Source organism: Antribacter gilvus, assembly GCF_003946865.1.
Lineage (GTDB): Bacteria > Actinomycetota > Actinomycetes > Actinomycetales > Cellulomonadaceae > Antribacter > Antribacter gilvus.
Genome location: NZ_QXTH01000005.1, coordinates 195,928 through 214,427 on the forward strand (window position 1 = coordinate 195,928; position 18,500 = coordinate 214,427).

An 18,500-nucleotide genomic window follows, 5' to 3' on the forward strand; every position below is an offset into this window, starting at 1 on the left:
GGATCCGCGGACGCGGCTGACGCTGGGGAGGGTGGTGTGGTTGGCATCACCCCCATTATCCCCCAGATCGTTAGTTAGCGTAAGCATCTTTTCTGAGGCTCTCGGTGGGTGAGACGTCCGCCAGGGCCTTTGCCAGGGCCGCTCGGCCCGCCGCCGCGAGCGCCAGCCCCTTGTCCCGGGCCAGGTACACGATGCGCGCGTCCTTGGGCCCGTAGGCGGACTCGAAGGTGACGCGCTCCCCCAGGTCGAAGCCCAGGTCGAGCACGCGGGCGACGGCCTTCTCGTTCCGGGCGTCGGGCTCGCCGACGAGCCGGATCACCGCGTCCGGGGCGAACAGGAACTCGATCAGGGCGGGGCCGAGCACGGCCCAGGCGGGGAGGGTCCCGGGCCCGCGGCCGCCGAGGAAGAAGTGGAAGCCGAGGTCGCCGGGTGCGACGTCGTACGCCGTGGCGACCGGGTCGTCCTCCGGGTGGTACGCCTGGAGGAGCACCACGGGCTCCCCGTCCCAGCGGACGAGGTAGGCGTGGTGGGTGGGCAGAGACTCGACGAACTCGTAGGTCTGGCAGACCTCGTCGGGCGTGAGGTTGCCCAGCCCCCAGAAGGCGGCGCGCGGCTCGGTGAACCAGCCGTGGAGCAGGTCGGCGTCGGCCTCCGGGTCGAGCACGTGGGCGGTCACGGTGCCCGCCGCGCCCATGGTGGTGCGCCAGACCTCCTGGCCGCGCGCGCCGCCGGGGAGGCGGTCGGTGGTGACGGCGGCGGGCTGGGCGGTCGGGACCGGGTCTGGCTTCGGGGCTGGTGTCGGGTCGGTCAGGGGCTCGGTCAGGGGCTCGGTCATGGGGCCACCTCCACTCTCGTGACGCGCCTCAGGCGCGCCCAGTCGGTCACGACGGGCGCGGTCCCCGCGTCCGCCCAGGTCTCCAGCTGGTCGGCGAAGTGCGGCGACCGCGGGTCACCGCTCGCCCCGAACGGCACGCCCCAGCGGCTGCGGTCGCGGTCGGACAGGTCCCACACCCACCGGGCCACCGACCCTCGCCAGGACAGGTCGGTGGTCCCCGGCGCGGAGGCCGTGCAGCGCACCGTGTCCGAGTCTCCCGCGAGCGCCACGGCGGGGACGCCGGGGGTCTCGGCGCCCGGCACGTCGGCGAGGACGTGCAGGGGGTGCAGCCGGTGGGCCTCCCCCCAGGTCACCCCCCGTCGCCCGACGCCGGTCGCTCGCCCACGCGCGTCCGTCGCCCCGGCGGTGACGACCTCGGCGAGGGCGGCCCACGCCTCCGCGCGCGGATCGAGCCGGCCGACGGCGGGACCCGCGAGCAGGTAGCTGTTCCCCTTCCCGGCTCCGGACGGGGAAGAACTACCTGCTCGCGGCGGGCGGGCCGCGGCTGGGGTGTCGGCGGCCGGTGTGTGGAGGAGTGAACCGTAGAGGGCGGCCAGGAGCGCTGCGAGGCCGTCACCGACCCGGGCGGTCAGCGAGAACCACGGCGCGAAGATGGCGCCGTAGCGGGCTGCGGGGTCGTCGGCGTCGCGCAGGGGCGTGAGGACCGGGTGGTCGGCCACCCGGCGCACGAGGGCGTGCCGCCAGGCGGCGAACAGCGCGGCGCCGGTCGAGTCGGCGTCCATCCGGGCACCGGCGTCACACCACGCGCGCAGCCGACGAGCGGCGTCGAGCACCCCGGGGGCGAGCTCCCCCGACGCAAGGTGCCCTGGCTCCCCACGCACCTCAGGCGTGATCGGTAGCTCGTCGCGTGATCGGTAGTTCGAACTGCCGATCATGCGCCGAACTACCGATCGAGCGAGGGGGGCGCCGGGGACGGAGTCGGCGGGCGAGAGGGCGGCGGGCAGGTCCAGCCAAGCGAGCAGCGCGGGTGCACCTCGGTGGACCGAGTCGCCGTGCACCCGGCGCTGCGTCTCGGGCCGCTCGCCGCCTTCCGGGGCGCCCGTGAGCAGCTCCCGGATCCGGTCCGCGCGGTGCGGGGCGTACGCCCAGCCGAACGCATGCGACTCGCGGCCGGGCCGACGGTCCGCGGGCACGTCCCCGGACGGCCAACCTCCCGAAGGCACGCCCCTGACGGGCGCGTCGGCAGACGACCCGCCGCCGGAAGTCACGTCCGCGGCGCCGCGCGTCGCCGGGCGTTCGTTCGCGTCCACCGCGATGTCGGTCACGGGGACCGGCTCGGGCAGCCGGACCCAGGGCCGCGCGCGACCGGCGTCGGTCCACGCGGGCGCGGGCAGCACCCGCTCGGACGGCGCGCGCTCGACGAGCCGGCCGGCGGTGAGGCTGAGGATCTCGGAGCGGTCGGCGGCGAGGACCCGGTTCACGGGGTCCACCCAGCCGGCGAACGCGTCGGTCACGTCGCGGGCGGAGCGCGCCCGGAGCAACGCCCGCCACGAGGGGATCCCGAGGTCCGCGTCGACGCGTACGGGCCAGCGGACGGAGTACGCCACGTCCCCACCCGGGTCGTCAGGCAGGGCGCCGGCGAGTCCTGCCACCACCGGGCCCCGGGCCGTCTCCACCCACCGGACCGTCACGGGCTCGTCGCCACGGACGAGGACCACGTCGCTGCCGGAGGAGGCGGGCTCCCAGCCGTCGGGGCCGTACGCCTCGACGGCACCGGCGGCAGGAGCGGGGTCGGCGGCGCTCCAGGCCACCGACCAGTCGGGCAGCGCGTCGACGTCCGAGACGCCCTGCCGCAGCCGCTCCGCGAAGACCTCGGTGTGGTGCGCCATGGCGTTGGTGATCCCCCAGGCGGCGTCGCCCGTGTGCCCGAAGTGCTGCACCCCCGGGACCCCCGGGAACGCGAGCCCGACCACGTCGTACTCGTCGCACGCGAGCCGCACCTGCTGGTACACGCCCGGCAGCTCCAGCAGCCGGTGCGGGTCCCCCGCGAGGAGCGGGGCGCCCGACGTCGTCCGCGACCCGTGCACGGCCCAGGCGTTGGAGCCGGACGAGGGTCCGGCGTCGGCGGCGAAGAGGGCTGCCAGCGCCTCCGCCGGCACCTCAGGGAACGCCGGGCCGAGCGTGCGGGCGACGTGGTCGCGCCACAGGACGTTCGCGAACCCGCCGAACAGCACGTGCGCCACCAGGAAGACGCCGACGGGCGCCCAGGTGGGCCACGGCTCGTGGTCGGGCAGAGGCCCCTCGAGCTCGGAGAGGGCGGCGAGCTCGGGCACGTCGCGCGCCTCCGCGAGCCCCGCGTTCACCCCCGCCGTGTACGCGGCGAGCCACGCCTGCTCGGCCGGCGGCAGCGCGGCGTGGACGCGGCGGGCGGTGTCGGCGAGCCGCACCTGCACCGCGAACCGGTCCCACTCCAGACCCGCGGAGCCGAGCCGCTCGGCCAGCCGCCCCTCGGCCCGCCACCGGTCCGCCTCGATCTGCCAGCCCCGGTCCAGGGCCGTGACGTAGCCCTGCCCGTAGGCGAGCGCCTCCTCGTCGGCGGCGCGCACGTGGGGCACGCCGAGGTCGTCCCGGTAGAGCTCGAACGCGTAGGTCACCGGGCCACCGGATTCGGCATCTCGCCCGCGTAGATCAGCGAGCCGGACTGGTCGGCCAGGTTGACCATCTGCAGCGTGTTGCGCAGCTGGAGCCGGTTCAGGCACGAGTGCGCGAACCGCTGGGCCCGCAGGTCCACCCCGGTGCGCAGGTCCGGGTGCTCCGACCGGTGCCGGTCGATCACCTCGGCCACCAGGGCCCAGAACCGGTCCTCCCCCAGCACCCCGTCCGTGGCCAGGATGCCGGACAGGTGCCGCAGCACGCCGTCGAACACGTCGGTGAAGATCGCGAGCGCCTTCTCGTCGTCGGGCACCACGGAGCGGACCCGCTCGATGCCGGCCGGCAGCGCCCGCTCGCCCACGACGACGATCTCCTCGCCGATGTCCTTCATCAGCGTCCGCCGCACCACGCCGTCGCGCAGCACGAGGATGAGGTTCTCGCCGTGCGGCATGAACGCGAGGTCGTGCGCGAGGAGGCAGTGCACCAGCGGGTAGAGGTACGCGTCGAGGTACGCGCGCACCCAGGCGTCGGGCGCGACGCCGGAAGCCCGCACCAGGCCGCTCACCAGCGCCTCCCCGGACGCGTCCCGGTGCAGCAGCGACGCCATGGTGGCGAGCCGCTCCCCCGGCGCGAGGCGCGGCAGCGGCGACTCCCGCCACAGCGCCGCGAGCATCTTGCGGTGGGCGTTGGGCTGGGGCGTGCGGTGGTAGACGTCGCCGGTATATCCCACCGAGGCGAGCTCGCGCAGCACGCCGAACCCGGCGCCCTGGAGGGTCGCGTCGCCGGTCACGAGGTCGGACACCCAGTCGTTGATCGCGGGCGTCGCGCGCATGTAGGCGGGCGACAGGCCGCGCAGGAAGCCCATGTTCTGGATCGCGAGCGCCACCTTGACGTAGTGCCGCTCGGGGCGTGTCCGGTTGAGCATGGTCCGGATCGACTGCTGGGGCTGGTACTCGTCGCCCCCCGGCCCGAGGGGCACGAGGTCGCCGCGCGCCACGTCGGCCGCGAAGGTGAGCGGCACGCGGTGCTGCCACTGCCAGGGGTGCACGGGGAGGTACAGGTAGTCGGCGGGGTCGAGGCCGCGGGCGGCGAGCCGGTCGGCGAACGCCTGCCGCTCCGCGCCCGACAGCTCCGCCCCGTAGTGCTCGGCCTCCGTCAGCGGGGCGCCGTCGGGCCCGGCGCCGAGCGCCAGGTGGGAGTGCTCGCGGCGGGCCGCGAGCCACATGAGGCGCAGCCGCTCGCCGCGCTCGGGCGCGTAGGCGCGGTAGTCGTCGAGCGAGAAGCCGATCCGGCCGTTGTTCGCCACGAACCCCGGGTGGCCCTCGGTCATCGCGGCCTCGACGGCCTGGAAGGCGTCGGCGGCGAGGCGGCGGTCGTCGCTGGGGCTCGCCGCACCCGGCACGAGCCCCGCGACGAGCCCCGCCGACGACGGCGCCGCTCCGCTCCGCTCGCGCTCCAGCTTCGCGGCCCCGCTGGCGAGCGTGGACGACAGCTCCTCCAGGTACACCGCGAGCAGGTCGTCGGGGAGGTGCAGCAGGGGCTGCAGCTCGGCGACGAGCTCGAGCGCGTCCACGGGGGCGGGCGTGCCGTCGACCGCGCGCGCCAGGCTCGCCTCGTCGATCACCCAGTGCTCGAGCGCGTACCGGCGGGCGGCAAAGCGGTACTCCACGGCGCGGCCCGCGATGTCGAGCGCGAGCACGTAGGCGAGCGGCTCGTCGTGCACGTCGGAGGTGGCGCCGGGGGCGCCGTCAGCCCGCTCGGGGAGGAAGAGGCGCTCGTGCGTGAACTCCGCGAGCGCCTTGGCGACGAGGTGGCGGTGGGCGCGCTCGCCGAGGTCGGGGCGCAGGTGCGGGGCGAGCCGGGGCCCGTCGCCGAGGGGCGACGCCGTGAAGTCCTCCCGCGTGCACACGGACAGGGCGGCGCGCTTGCCCGGAACGTCGACCTCCCGCAGCACGCGGAAGCCGGCCGCGGCGTTCTTCGCGGCGATCTTCGTGTTGCGCACGTCGGGCTCGACGACGACGCGCAGGGCCCCGAGGCCGCCGTCGGACGGCTCGCCCAGGCAGAACCGCATCACGGTGCCGAACACGGCGTCGGTGAGGCCGGCCCGGGGCGCTCCCGGCGGCGCGACCAGCAGGTGCATGCCGAGGTCGCCGGGCAGGGCGTCGTGGACACCCGCGAGCGCCACGTGCCGCGGGTCGTAGGTCTCGGCGAGGAACAGCGGCTCGCCGTCGAGGCGGCCGAGCCACGCGTCCTGGTGCGGGTCGGCGGCCACGGAGGCGAGGTAGTCGCGCACCTCGTCGGGGGTCAGGGCGCCCATCTGCCAGAACGCGGAGGCCGGGTGGGCGAGCCAGCCCTGGACGAGGGCGGCGTCGCGTCCGGGATCCAGCGGCTCGACGGTGAGGGTCCCGAGGCGGGACGTGGTCGAGAAGCGCGGCCCGGTCGCCTCGGTCGCGACCTGCGGGACGACGACGGCGGCGCTCACCGGGCCACCTCCTCGAGGTGGGCCTGCTGCGCGAGGTGCGTGCCGTCGTCGTCCACCGGGCCGGTGCCCGAGGTGGCGGGAAGGCCGAACTGCTGGAAGGCGATGCGCCGCTCCACCGGGTAGACCTCGCGGGCGGTGACCCCGGCGAGGATGACGGAGTTGCGCCATGCTCCGAAGCCCAGGTCGGGGGCGGTGACGCCGTGGGTGTGCTCCTCGGCGTTGACGACGTGGAGGCGGCGGGCGTCGTCCACGGTGTAGTCGCGGGCCACGGCGAACCGGCCGCGCTCGTCGAGGTTGAGCAGGTGGCGCACCGGATCCAGGAAGCCGGGTACGGACGACCCGTAGCCCGTGGCGACGACGACCGCCCGTGTGCGGCGCTCCGCCGTCGTGCCGAGCTGGTTGTGCCGGAGGGTGAGGACGTGCTCGTCGCCGTCGGTGCGCGCCGCGGTCACCTCGGTGTCGGTGAGCAGGGTGGTGGGCACGGGGCGGCCGAGGGCCGACTTGCGGTAGAGGGTCTCGTAGATGTCGTCCACGAGGTCACCGCTGATGCCCTTGTAGAGGTTGCGCTGCTCGCGGCCCAGGGTGTCGCGCAGCGCGCCGGGCAGGCCGTGGAAGTGGTCCGTGTACTCGGGCGAGGTCAGCTCGAGCGTCAGCTTCGTGTACTCCATCGGGAAGAACCGCGGCGAGCGGGTCACCCAGTCGAGCGTGAGGTGCGGGCCGGCGTCGTCCAGCAGGTCGCGGTAGACCTCGGCGGCGCTCTGGCCGCTGCCCACCACCGTGACGGCGCCGCTCGCGACGAGCGCGTCGCGGTGCGGGAGGTAGTCGGCGGTGTGGACGACGGGGCCGGCGGGCCCGGCCGGTACGCCGGGCTGGTCCGCGCCTGCGGCGACCAGGCCGCGGAACGCCTCGGGGACGCGGGGCGTCGTGCCGACGCCCAGCACCACGTGCCGCGCGCGGTACGTCTCCGTGCCGGCGGCGGTCTGCGCGGTCACCTCGAACCCGTCGTCCGTCGGCACGACGGCGGTCACGCGCCGCCCCCAGCGCAGCGACGTCAGGCGCTCGCTCACCCAGCGGCAGTACTGGTCGTACTCGGACCGCAGCGGGAAGAACGACTCCCGGATGTAGAACGGGTACAGCCGCCCCGTGTGCTTGAGGAAGTTGAGGAACGAGTAGGGCGACGTGGGGTCGGCCATCGTCACGAGGTCGGCGAGGAACGGGACCTGGATCGTGGCCCCCTCCAGCATCATCCCCGGGTGCCAGCGGAACTCGTCCGCCTGGTCGAGGAAGACGGCGTCGACGTCGGGCAGGGGGTCCGCCAGCGCGGCGAGGCCCAGGTTGAACGGGCCCACGCCGATGCCGACGAGGTCGTACGTGCGGTTCACAGGGACTCCAGGGCCGGCTCGTCCGAGCGGGCGAGACGAGGGTGGACGGTACGGCAGGGCGGGGCGTCGTCCTCGGCGAGCTGCTCGCCCGCGAGGAGGCCCTGCGCGGCGGAGCGCACGAGCTCGAGGACGGCGCGGACGTCGTCGAGCGTGACGTCCGGGTTGAGGAGGGTGAGCTTGAGGCAGGGGCGGCCGTCGATGACGGTCTTCGCGACGAGGGCGCGGCCGGAGTCGAACAGGACGCGGCGGATCTGCGGCACGAGCTCGTCGGCGTGGGCGGGCTCGAGGCCGGCGGGCTCGTAGCGGAACAGGACGGTGCTCAGGTCCGTGGGCGCGAGGAGCCGGAGGTCCGGGTCGGCGTCGACGACCTCGTGGACGGCCTGCGTGAGGTCGCAGACGGCGTCGACCATGGCGCCGATGCCGTCCGCGCCCAGGGCGCGCAGGGTGGTCCAGAGCTTGAGGGCGTCGAACCGGCGGGTGGTCTGCAGCGACTTGTCGACCTGGTTCGGTTCGGCGTTCTCCAGCGGGTTCAGGTAGTCCGCATGCCAGGCGACGGGGCCCAGGTCGGCGCGCTCCCGGACGATCAGGGCGCTCGAGCTGACGGGCTGGAAGAACGCCTTGTGGAAGTCGACGGTGACCGACCGCGCGCGCTCGATGCCGTCCAGCAGGTGGCGGCGGGCCGGGCTGACGAGGAGGCCGCAGCCGTAGGCGGCGTCGACGTGCAGCCACGTGCCGGTCGCGTCGCAGAGGTCGGCGATCGGGGCCAGCGGGTCGATGCGGCCGCGGTCCGTGGTGCCTGCCGTCGCGACCACGGCCATCACGGTGTCGCCCGCGCGGGCCGTGCTCGTCAGGGCCGCGGCCAGCGCGTCGGGGTCCATGCGGCCGGTGAGGTCGGTCGGCACGGCGACGACGGCGTCGTCGGCCAGGCCGAGGAGCAGCGCCGACTTGGCGACGCTGAAGTGGCTCGCCTCCGTGGCGAGGATGCGCAGCCGCTCGAGCGCGGCGCCCGCGCGGCGGGCCCGCTGGCGAGCGAGGAACAGCGCCTGGAAGTTGGACTGCGTGCCGCCGGAGGTGAAGACGCCGTCGGCCCCGGCCGGGTTCGCGGCCGACGCCGGCTCGAACCCGATGCGCGACGCCGTCCACGCGACCGTCCGCTGCTCCATGAGGGTGGCCACCGTGGACTGGTCGTACGTGTCGACCGACGTGTTGATCGCCGCGAGCATCGCCTCGGCCGCGACCGCCGGGATCGCGACTGGGCAGTTCAGGTGGGCCGCGTAGGCGGGGTCGTGGAACCAGATCGCGTGCGTGGCGTAGAGGTCGGCCACCTCGCGCAGCGCCTCCCGCGTGCCGGAGCCGGGTGCGTCCAGGTCGACGGCGTCCACCAGCGCCTGCAGCTCCGAGCGGCTCGCGCCCGAGAACGGCTGCGTCACCGTGGCGAGCCGCGCGGCGACGTCGTCCACCACCCCGTGGACCGTGGCGGCGTAGTGCTCGGCGGTCGCGGTGCGCAGCAGGGAGGCGGGGTCGTACGACGCCGTCGCGGACAGTCCGCCGGCCTCGGGCAGGGCTGAGGGCATGCGAAGGGCTCCTCGGGGCATGGAAAAAGGGACCGGCTTGTTCGCCAGGGCTACCAAGTTAGGTTTGCCTCGCCTAACTTAGTGGACGGCGGACGGCCGTCAACCCGGCGCCCGTGATCCGGTCCGGCGATTCCGTGCCACGCGCCGCCAGACCCTTCGCACGAGCGCCCAGGATCGGTACCTTTCCGTCATGACCTCGGACAGTGGCGCGACGCAGACCGGGCACGACGTGACAGAGAACACACCCGATGACGGGGCCGTTGCGGCGGGGCCTGTAGTGGTGGACCCCGCCGCTGGCGGGGCCGGGAGTGACGAGGGCGTGGGCGGCGACGCGGACGCGGCGGCCGCCGCGTCGATCGGCAACTACAACGTGGACCGGCTCGAGAGGCTGCGTGCGCTGCTGTCGGCGCCGATCAAGATCCCGGAGTCGGCCACCACGGCGGCAGCGACGGCCGCCGCGGCCGACGCGGCGGCGACGGCGGCTGCCGGCGCGCCGGGCGCCGCCGTCGCCGGTGGTGCCGGTGCCGCGGGCACTGGTGCCGGGGGTCCCGGCGCAGGGCAGTCCGGCGATGCAGCGGGGTCCACCTCCTCGACGGACACCGCGGACGACGACTACGCCGCGCCCGTCGTGGACGTCGAGCCGGCAGCCGCCGGGGCGCAGGTGGTGGCGTCGGTCAAGGCCGCCGCCCTTGCCGCGGCCTCGGCGGCCGGGGAGGCGACGGTGTCGACCGGGTCGCTCCCCCGCGTCGGACCGACGGATACCGGGTCCGTCCCGCGGACGCCCGGGGCCGGGGGCGCACGCTCCCGCCGCACCTGGGCGGACGCGTTCCTGGAGCGCCCCGTGAAGGTGCTCACCGCGGAGGAGCTGCGCGAGGAGCTGGTCGCCCGGCTCGACACCGAGGCGGCCGCCGCGACCGAGGCCCGCGAGGCAGCGGCGGCGCTGGTGGCCGAGGTCGCCGACGAGATCGCCGGGCTCCAGCGGGCGCTCACCGCCGCAGCCGACGACGCCACCGCCGCCCGCGAGGAGGCCGCTCGCGCACGGTCCGATGCCGCCGCTGCGACCGCCGCAGCACAGGCCGCGACGGCGAGCGCCGGCACGGCCACGGAGTCGGCGACCGCCGCAGCGAGGAAGGCCGGAGCGGCCCGGGCCCTGGCGGTGGTGGCCACGCTCGTGGCGGTCGCCGCAGCGGCGGTGGGCGCGATCCTGCCGATGTAGGGGCGCCTCCGTCCGCGGCGGGCCTGTCGGCCTGGCGTGGGCGGGGCCGGGCTGGCTGGTCCTTGGGCACGGGGCCGGCCGGCGCGGGGGGCAGCGCCGACCGGCCCCCGGTCAGAGGTCGGCCCCGCCGGCGACCGGCCTGGCCGCCGTGGGGTCGTCGAGGTCCATGCCCGCGCGCAGCACGATCCGCGTCGAGGGGCGCCGGACGGGGCGACCACCGGACGAGTGACGGGTCTGCGGGTACGACGTCGCGGCGTCCCCGGCGCGCAGGTCGGCGCGCGTCAGGTAGGTGACCCGCGGTCGCTCGCGCGCGGAGGCCACGAGCGCGGCGAACGCTTCTTCGACCGGTGACACGCCGGCCCGGATCGGCTCGTCCATCTCAGCACCCCTCTCGCGCAGCGACTCGTACATACGTTCGATCATAGCGTCCGAGGCAAGATCCGCCACCCCATCCGCGGCATGAGTCCGACCCTAGGCCGAGCCACCCACACCCTCAGCGGCCCACCCGGTCGAGCGCGTCGCCGACGAACGTGCCGAGCACCGCCGCGACGTCGGCGGCGTGCGTCTCCAGCAGGAAGTGCCCCGCGTCGTACAGGTGAGCCTCCAGGGTGGTCATGTCCTCGTGGTAGGCCAGCACCTCGGCGATGTCGAAGTACGGGTCGTGCCGACCCCAGAGGACCAGGCACGGAGGCTGGTGGTCCTGGTGGTACGCCGCGATCTCGGGGAAGCGCGCCACATGGTTGCGGTAGTCGTAGAAGAGCTGGAACTGGACGTCGAGGTTGCCGGGGCGCGACAGCCGCTCCCAGTCGAGGTGCCACGACTCGATCGGGTGCAGGTCCTGGAGCTCCGGCCGCAGCCCGCCGAGGTACTGGTCGCGGGTCCCGGAGAAGTTCAGCCACTCCGGCAGCGCCGCCCTGTTCTCCGCCGTCGGTTCGGCCCAGTACCGCCGGGCCGCGTCCCAGCCCTCGTTCAGGCCGGACTCGTGCGTGTTGCCGTTCTGCACGACGAGGCCCAGCACCCGCTCCGGACGCCGCATCGCCATCCCATAGCCGACGGGCGTGCCGAAGTCCGTCACGTAGAGCACATAGCGCTCCACCCCCAGGTCGCCGACCAGCGCCTCGATCACGTGGGACAGATGCTCGAAGGTGTAGTCGTACGCGTCGAGCGGCGGAGCGTCCGAGAACCCGAAGCCCGGGATGTCCGGGGCCACCGCATAGACGTGCTCGCCCAGCCTCGGCAGCACGTCGCGGAACGAGTACGACGAGCTGGGGAAGCCGTGAAGGAGCACGACCGCCGTCGACGACGGCACCCCCGACTCCCGATAGTGCAGCCTCCGGCCCTCGACGTCCCGGAACAGGTGCCTCGTCCGCGCCGCGTGCCTCACACCGGCCTCCTCTCTCCCCTCCATGAGATTCCGCCGCTCCGGCGCCCGCAATCGCGGCCCGGGCGTGGCAAAGGCCGCGAAGGGCGCCCCGGTCCCGTGCGACGATGCCGCCGTGATCCTCCGACCCGTCGCCCCGGCCGACGTCGAACGCACGCCTTCCTGGCTGTCCGGCTTCGTCCTGCACCGCGACGGATGGCGGGACCAGGCCAGCAGGGCGGTCCTCGCCGAGGAGGACGGACAGCTCCTCGGCGTCGCGCAGGCGTACGCGGGCCGCGTGCACGACTCGCGGCTCTACCTCGACGTCCGCGTGGACCCGGGCCGACGTCGCCAGGGTCTGGGCACACGGCTCGTCAGCGGGCTCACGGGCCTCGGGCCGGACTCACGGCCCTTCCGGGCACGAGCCTCCAGCGGCTCCCCCGCCCACCGCTTCCTCGAGGCCCTCGGCGGCGTCATCGTCCAGACCTGTCCGCCCATGGAGGTCGGCGTCCCGGCCGCCCTCGCCGCCCTCGGCCTCGCACCTCTCCCGGACGGCGTCCGCACCGTCCCCGCGAGCGCCGTCGCGGTCGCCGACCTGGACCAGGCCGTCGTCGGGCAGTACCGCTGGCAGCACGACGGCTGGGCACCCGTCGCCGAGGGCTTCGAACGGTGGCTGCTGCAGTCCGCCCACGAGGCCGACCTGGACGCGTCCACGTGCGCCGTCGGCCCGGCGGGCGACGTCCTCGCCCTCGCCCTCGCGTACCCCGGCGACGCGCCGCTCCCCGTCCTCACGGTCGAGACGACCGCCCGCCGCACCGCCGACGGCGAGGCCCTGGTCGCCGCCTGCGCCCTGCGGTCGCTCGACGCGCTCCGGGCGAGCGGCATCGAGCGCCTCACGTTCGACGGCCACGTGTCCGACCCGCACTTCGCCCCGGTGCTGTCCCGCCTCCCGGCCACGGGCGACGCGATCGTGATCGTGGACCTCCCCTGACCCGGCCCGCTAGCCGCGACCAGGTACCTGTTCCCCCTCCGAGCGTGGGAACGGGGAACAGCTACCTGGTCGCAGCCAGGGAGCGACGAACCTGTGGACGACCGACAGCAGCCCGCACCACAACTTGGTGGAATCCGGGGATGAGAACCCCGCGCCCCGTCCCGCCGTCGTTGCTCGAGCTCGCACGACGACAGGGCGGGCTCGTGTCCGTAGCGCAGTGCGACGCCAGCGGGGTGACGCGACACCAGCGGACCACCCTCATCCGGTCAGCCGTCTGGGGTCGCCCGACGCGCGGCGTCTATGACACGCGCGTGACCGCTCCGGGGATGCACACGAACGACGTCTCCCGGCTGCGGTGCGCCCACCTCGGGCTGCTCGCTTACCCGGGGTCGGCGGCCGTGGGCGTCGCCGCGCTGGTCCTGGCCGGGGTGAAGGGCCTACCCGCGCGCTTCCGTCCGGAGGTGGCGATGCCGCGAGCGGCAAAGGCCCGCTCCCGGGACGGCATCACCGTCCGCCAGTACGACTTCCAGATGGAGACCGTCCCGGCCGGGGGCCGGCGGGCGGCGGCTCTCGCCTGGGCGTTCGCCCAGGCGATCCCCAGGCTCAGCAGGAACACAGCCGTTGCGGCCCTCGACTCCGCGCTCCACCAGGGGCTGCTCGACGCCGCCGGCCTCACGCGGGTCCGCGCGCTCCTCACCGGTCGGCGGCGCAGCGCCAGGTGTCACTGCTGGATCGACCTGACCGACGGTCGGGCCGAGTCGCCGAACGAGTCGCACGCGCGGCTCCTCTGCGAAGACGCCGGGATCGCCCCCGACGACGTCCAGCGCGTCCTCTCCGACAGCCGCGGCCGCTTCCTCGGTCGTGCCGACCTGGCGTGGCACCTCGGGGGCGGCCGGTGGCTCGTCGTGGAGATCGACAGCCAGCAGTTCCACACCAGCGAACGCGACGTCCGCAGTGACGCCTACCGGCAGAACGGACTCCTGTCGGGCGGCGGGCACCAGGTTCTCCGCTACTTCCCGGAGCACCTCCGCGAGCCCGACTACGTCGTCGGCGAGATCCGCGAGGTCCTCCAGCAGGCGGGCTGGCGGCCAGGGCAGGTCCTACCACCCCCGACCAGGTAGTTCTTCCCCCTCTCGGCCGGAGACGGGGAACAGCTACCTGTTCGCGGCCGTGATGGGAACAGCTACCTGGTCGCGGCGGCTCGGCACGCGGCCCGGTGTCCGACCTGTACGGTCTTCACCCATGGCGACCGACGACACGGCCCCGACCGACACCTTCGAGCCCCTCACCGCTGGCCCCGGGACCCCGCGGCACGCCACCCCTCGGCGCCGCGCCTGGGGCTTCCTCAACGACCTCACCTCAGAGGTGCGGCAGCAGCTCGCCCGCCTGGACCTCGCCGTCCCCGTCGCGGGAGCGGAAGGCGACCTCGACGCTCCCTCGCCCGACGACGCCCCGGCCGCCCTCGGCGCCGCAGCGGCACCGACCGCCGCGACGGCCCCGGACGCCGCGAACCACCCGGACGACGACGAGCCGTGGAACCTCCACGACCTCGCCGGCCTCGCGTCCAGCGCGCTCAAGATCGCCGACGGCGCGGCCGCCCAGGCCGACACCGCACGGTCCGAGGCGCACGCTGCGCTGGGGCACGCACACGCCGCGCAGGCCGACGCCGCCGCAGCGATCATCGAGGCCCGGAACGCCCAGTCGGAGACCTCGGCGGCTCGCGGCGAGGCGGCGGCCGTCCTCGCCGAGCTGGAGGCGACCCGCGCCGAGCTCGCCCGGCTCGGCGCCACGGTGGCACGCAACGCCACCATCGCCTGGTCCGTGGGCGGCGCCGGTCTGACGCTGGCGGCGGTGTCGCTGGTGGTCGCCCTCCAGTAGCGACCGCGCCGGGCCCCGGTCCGTACACGAGCCCCCTGCGAGCGGGCAGCGCCGTGCCTACGGTGGCCGCAACGTCCCACGAAGGAGGTTCGTCATGAGCGACCAGCCCGACGACACGACCCAGTCCCAAAACGAGCAGGTGCAGCGTGCCGCGCCGGCGTGGCCGGAGCAGCCGGGCGACCAGGCCGGGGGCGGCCCGAGCGGTGGTGACCTGCGTTCGGGCGACTCCGCGGCGGGGAACGTCGAACAGGGGCGGGAGCCGCCCGCCAACCTGTTCGACGGCCGCTCCGAGCAGCGGGACCCGGACATGCCGGTCCCGGAGGAACGCTCGTCGCGGGACTTCACGGGCGACGCCCAGCGCGGCCCGGACTGGCCGGTCCAGCCGGCAGAGGAGGTCGCCACGGACGACCCGCTGGACGAGGCGGTGCCCGCGAGCAGCACCCAAGGCGGCGGCGAGGGCGGCCAGGCCCAGGGCGGCAGCGAGGGCGGCGGCCAGGGCGAGAAGCAGGAAGGCGGGCCGGTCCCCGGCCAGTACCCGAAGGACGACCCGGACGAAGAGGGCGAGGACCGCTTCGACGCGGGCTGAACCGGCGGCCGACCGACCCGCGACCAGGTCGTTGTTCCCCGTCCCGCGCTCAGACGGGGAACAACCACCTGGTCGCGAACCAGCACCGGGTGAGGGGCCGATGAGAACCGGGCCGCTCCGTCGTCGGACAGGGTATGGAGCACCTGCTATCTGTCCCTGGCGCTGTCCTGTGCGCCTCCACCTGCGGCGATCCCCGCGACCCGGCCCTGCTCCTCATCGGCGGCGCAGCGTCGTCCCTCGACGGCTGGGACGACGCGCTCTGCGCGGCGCTCGCGGCGGGCGGCCGGTACGTGATCCGCTACGACCACCGTGACACGGGCCGCTCCTCGACCGGCGCCCCCGGCAAGCCCACCTACACGGGCGACGACCTGGCGCTCGACGCGCTGCGCGTCCTCGACGGGCTCGAGATCGAACGGGCGCACCTCATGGGCGTGTCGATGGGCGGCGCGATCGCGCAGACGCTCGCCCTGGAGCACCCCGAGCGCGTCCTGACCCTGACGCTGGTCGCGACGTCGCCCGTCGTGGCCACGGGTCACGACCTGCCCGGCCCGGACCCCGTGGTCCAGGCCGTGTTCGCCGACCCGCCTCCCGATCCCGACTGGGCCGACGACGAAGCCGTCGCCTGGTACCTCGCCGAGGCCGAGCGGCCGTTCCAGGGGGCCGGCTACGACCCGGTCCGGGCGCTGAAGATCGCCCGGCAGACCGTCGCCCGGTCGCACGACCCGGCCGCCGCCGCGAACCACTGGCAGGTCAGCGGCACGGAGACCACCGGCAGCCTCGCCAACCTCGCCGCGCCCACGCTGGTGCTGCACGGCACCGCAGACCCCCTGTTCCCGCCGGACCACGGCCGCGCGCTCGCGGAGGCCATCCCAGACGCGCGGCTCGTCCTGCTCGACCGGATGGGCCATCAGGTGCCGCCGCCCGAGACCTGGCCGCAGGTGGTGCGTGAGGTGCTCGCCCACACGGCGCGCTAGGCGGTTCAGGTCACGCCCGCCGCGACCGCCGGGAGAACCGCATCACAAGGTAGAGGACTGCGCCGACCAGGAGCAGCGCACCCGCCCGGAGCCACGTCGCACCCGACTGCTGGCTGAGCAGCAGCACGCAGCTCGCGACGCCGAGCCAGGGCACCACCGTCGCGACCCGGAAGTGCGGGTGCTCCACGTGGTCGCTGCGCAGCACCAGCACCGCCACGTTCGTGCTGATGAAGACGAGGAGCAGGAGGAGCACCACCGTCTCCGCGAGCTCCGCGAGGTCGCCGGTGAACACGAGCAGCATCGCGACGAGCGTGGTGACGACGATCGCGACCCAGGGCGTGCGCCGGCCCGCCAGGACCCGCCCCAGGGCACCGGGCAGCAGGCCCTGCTCGGCCATGCCGTAGGCGAGGCGGCTCGACATGATCATGGTGAGGAGGGCGCCGTTGGCCACGGCGACGAGCGCGACCAGGGAGAACAGCCGCTCGGGCACGATCCCGGCGGCGGCCACCACCTCGAGCAGCGGGCCGCTGGAACCGGCGAGCGTCTCCGGCGGCACGACGGTGACGGCCGCGAGGCCCACGGCGACGTACACGGCTCCCGCTGTGAGGAGCGCGCCGAACAGGGCACGGGGGTAGACGCGGCGGACGTCGCGCACCTCCTCCACCACGTTGGCCGACGTCTCGAAGCCGACGAACGAGTAGTAGGCGAGGATCGCCGCGGACAGGACGGCGAGCGCCGGCGTGGTCCCCTCGGCGAAGCGGGTGGCGCGGCCGAGGTCGCCGTCGCCCCGGCCGAGGACCACGACGGCGAGCACGACGATGACCACGAGGCCGCTCACCTCGATGATAGTCATGGCGACGTTGGCGCCGAGCGACTCGCGGATACCCCGCGCGTTGAGCGCGGCCACCGCGGCGAGGAAGAGGACGGCGACGAGGCGCTCCGGCGCGTCGACGAACGCGCCGAAGTAGTCGCCGGCGAACGCGAGGGAGAGGCCTGCGGCGCTGGTGACGCCCGCGGCGAGCATGGAGAACCCGACGAGGAACGACACGACGGGCTTGCGGAACGCCCGTTCGGCGAACACGGCGGCGCCCCCCGCTCGCGGGTACTTGGTGACCAGCTCGGCGTACGACCCTGCGGTCAGGAGGGCGAGGCCGAGGGCCACGAGCAGCGGCAGCCAGACCGGACCGCCCACCTCCCCGGCCATCACGCCGACCAGCGCGTACACGCCTGCCCCGAGGACGTCGCCGAGGATGAACAGGTAGAGGAGCCTGCCGCTCACGGAGCGGGAGAGCCTGGTCTCCGGGTCGGTGGTGCTCGTCGTCATGCGTCCGAGGCTGGCACCGCTTCTCCACGCTCGCCTCCGCCGAGGTAGCGCGTTCGCCCGACGGACGCACTACCTCGGCGGACGCAGGTGCCCGAATTGCGCCCTCCCTGCGGGACAATGGAAGCGCCTGCCCGACCGACGGGCCGGCGGGAGGATGCGATGACGACCGAGACCGGCGGCCTCGCAGGCCGCGGCCACCTGCTCCGCCTGGGCGCGCCCCGGGACACGAGCGCGGTGCGCCACCTGGTGACGTTCCTGGTCGCGAGCGTGGTGACGGTGCTTGCCACCCGTGCCTACCTGGCCGCGACCGGCTACCCGCAGATCGGCGGAGGAGACCTGCACGTCGCGCACGTGCTGTGGGGCGGCCTGCTCATGGCGCTCGCGATGATGGTCCTGCTGTCGTACGTGGGCCCCGCGCCACGGTCGCTCGGGGCGGTCGTGGGCGGCGTCGGCTTCGGGCTGTTCATCGACGAGGTGGGCAAGTTCGTCACCGCCGACAACGACTACTTCTACGCGCCCACCGCGGCCATCATCTACTTCGTCACGGTCCTGCTCGTCCTGGTGGTCGAGGCGATGCACGGACGGCGCGAGCACCACCCCGGCGAGTACCTCGCGGTGGCGGCGGACCGGCTCACGGCAGGCCTGGCGGGGGGCTTCACGCCGTCGGCCCGGGAGGAGGCCCGGGTGCTCGCCGCCAAGGGCGCGGGAGAGCCCGGCGCGGAGCTCGTCGCGGACCTGGTCGAGGCGGTGCCCGACGACGACGCCGACGTCCCCGACGTGGTCCGCTCCGGGGCGGACCGGGTGGTCGGGTGGCTCGACGCGCTCGTGGGCCGTACCTGGGGGGCGTGGCTCGCGATCGCGCTGATCCTGCTCGTGTCGGCGTCGGAGGTCGTCGTCGGCGTGGAGGTGCTGTTCGGGCGGGTGCCCGGGATGCCGGAGTGGATGGGGACGGCGATCCTCGCGGCCGTCTCCGCGTCCGTGGTCCTGCTGGTGGTCGGGATCGTGGTGGGCCGTCGCGACGGGCTGCGCGGCGCCGTCTGGGTGCGGCGCGCGGTGCTCGTCAGCCTCCTCTTCACGCAGCTGCTGGTGTTCCGTGCCGTGCGCTGGACCGCGTCCTTCGGGCTGGTGCTGGACGTGCTGGTCTTCATGGCGCTGGAGGTCGCGCTCCGCCCGGACCGCATGGAGGCGGCGGAGGCCGCCGAGGAGGAGGCCGGGGCCACGAGCCCGCCGCCGACCAGGTAGCTGT

15 protein-coding genes are annotated in these 18,500 nt (G+C 74.8%); 7 read left to right on the forward strand and 8 right to left on the reverse strand.

Annotation, left to right across the window (positions count from 1 at the left end; genetic code table 11):
- Window positions 1–70 precede the first annotated feature (70 nt).
- Genes D1350_RS10665 through D1350_RS10685 form a run of 5 tightly spaced genes read right to left on the reverse strand, consistent with a single transcriptional unit; the run spans window position 71 to window position 8,925 of the window.
- Window positions 71–835 (reverse strand): GNAT family N-acetyltransferase, encoded by a 765-nt coding sequence (locus D1350_RS10665; protein ID WP_240644033.1) that lies wholly within the window; start codon window positions 833–835, stop codon window positions 71–73.
- Complete coding sequence (locus tag D1350_RS10670; RefSeq protein WP_164545120.1) at window positions 832–3,489, reverse strand: penicillin acylase family protein; 2,658 nt, start codon at window positions 3,487–3,489, stop codon at window positions 832–834. Before D1350_RS10670 ends, D1350_RS10665 begins: the two co-directional genes overlap by 4 nt.
- Window positions 3,486–5,969, reverse strand: a complete 2,484-nt coding sequence (locus D1350_RS10675) for a GNAT family N-acetyltransferase (protein ID WP_170180917.1) — start codon at window positions 5,967–5,969, stop codon at window positions 3,486–3,488. Before D1350_RS10675 ends, D1350_RS10670 begins: the two co-directional genes overlap by 4 nt.
- Window positions 5,966–7,351, reverse strand: a complete 1,386-nt coding sequence (locus D1350_RS10680) for a lysine N(6)-hydroxylase/L-ornithine N(5)-oxygenase family protein (protein ID WP_125775982.1) — start codon at window positions 7,349–7,351, stop codon at window positions 5,966–5,968. The genes D1350_RS10675 and D1350_RS10680 overlap by 4 nt, the downstream gene beginning before the upstream one ends.
- Window positions 7,348–8,925 (reverse strand): pyridoxal phosphate-dependent decarboxylase family protein, encoded by a 1,578-nt coding sequence (locus D1350_RS10685; RefSeq protein ID WP_125775983.1) that lies wholly within the window; start codon window positions 8,923–8,925, stop codon window positions 7,348–7,350. Before D1350_RS10685 ends, D1350_RS10680 begins: the two co-directional genes overlap by 4 nt.
- Window positions 8,926–9,115: 190 nt before the next feature.
- On the opposite strand from D1350_RS10685, the gene D1350_RS23680 reads away from it, so the two are divergent.
- A complete protein-coding gene (locus tag D1350_RS23680; RefSeq protein ID WP_164545121.1) occupies window positions 9,116–10,141 on the forward strand; it encodes a hypothetical protein in 1,026 nt (341 codons plus the stop codon).
- Window positions 10,142–10,252: 111 nt separating this feature from the next.
- Here the strand turns inward: D1350_RS23680 and D1350_RS10700 are convergent, their stop codons facing one another.
- Window positions 10,253–10,564: a hypothetical protein gene (locus D1350_RS10700; protein ID WP_125775986.1), complete on the reverse strand. Its 312-nt coding sequence runs from the start codon at window positions 10,562–10,564 to the stop codon at window positions 10,253–10,255.
- 70 nt (window positions 10,565–10,634) lie between these two features.
- Window positions 10,635–11,525 carry an alpha/beta fold hydrolase gene (locus D1350_RS10705; RefSeq protein WP_125775987.1) on the reverse strand — a complete coding sequence of 297 codons (891 nt, stop codon included), beginning with the start codon at window positions 11,523–11,525 and terminating at the stop codon, window positions 10,635–10,637.
- A 112-nt stretch (window positions 11,526–11,637) separates the two neighbouring features.
- On the opposite strand from D1350_RS10705, the gene D1350_RS10710 reads away from it, so the two are divergent.
- The 5 genes from D1350_RS10710 to D1350_RS10730 all read left to right on the forward strand — a co-directional run bounded on the left by D1350_RS10710 (window position 11,638) and on the right by D1350_RS10730 (window position 15,930).
- Complete coding sequence (locus tag D1350_RS10710; protein ID WP_164545123.1) at window positions 11,638–12,492, forward strand: GNAT family N-acetyltransferase; 855 nt, start codon at window positions 11,638–11,640, stop codon at window positions 12,490–12,492.
- 140 nt (window positions 12,493–12,632) lie between these two features.
- Window positions 12,633–13,613 carry a type IV toxin-antitoxin system AbiEi family antitoxin domain-containing protein gene (locus tag D1350_RS10715; protein WP_125775989.1) on the forward strand — a complete coding sequence of 327 codons (981 nt, stop codon included), beginning with the start codon at window positions 12,633–12,635 and terminating at the stop codon, window positions 13,611–13,613.
- A gap of 121 nt (window positions 13,614–13,734) precedes the next feature.
- Window positions 13,735–14,370, forward strand: coding sequence for a hypothetical protein (locus tag D1350_RS10720; protein WP_125775990.1), 636 nt, complete (start codon window positions 13,735–13,737; stop codon window positions 14,368–14,370).
- Window positions 14,371–14,464: 94 nt separating this feature from the next.
- Window positions 14,465–14,956, forward strand: a complete 492-nt coding sequence (locus D1350_RS10725) for a hypothetical protein (protein ID WP_125775991.1) — start codon at window positions 14,465–14,467, stop codon at window positions 14,954–14,956.
- Between the two features lie 134 nt (window positions 14,957–15,090).
- A complete protein-coding gene (locus D1350_RS10730; protein WP_125775992.1) occupies window positions 15,091–15,930 on the forward strand; it encodes an alpha/beta fold hydrolase in 840 nt (279 codons plus the stop codon).
- A 10-nt stretch (window positions 15,931–15,940) separates the two neighbouring features.
- Here D1350_RS10730 and D1350_RS10735 read toward each other — a convergent pair whose 3' ends face one another.
- The gene (locus D1350_RS10735; protein ID WP_125775993.1) at window positions 15,941–17,254 is read right to left on the reverse strand and encodes an APC family permease; all 1,314 of its coding nucleotides are present in this window, start codon (window positions 17,252–17,254) and stop codon (window positions 15,941–15,943) included.
- Between the two features lie 159 nt (window positions 17,255–17,413).
- Here D1350_RS10735 and D1350_RS10740 point away from each other — a divergent pair, with 159 nt between their 5' ends.
- On the forward strand, window positions 17,414–18,496 hold the full coding sequence (locus D1350_RS10740) for a hypothetical protein (RefSeq protein WP_240644034.1): 1,083 nt from the start codon (window positions 17,414–17,416) through the stop codon (window positions 18,494–18,496).
- The last annotated feature ends 4 nt before the right edge of the window (window positions 18,497–18,500 follow it).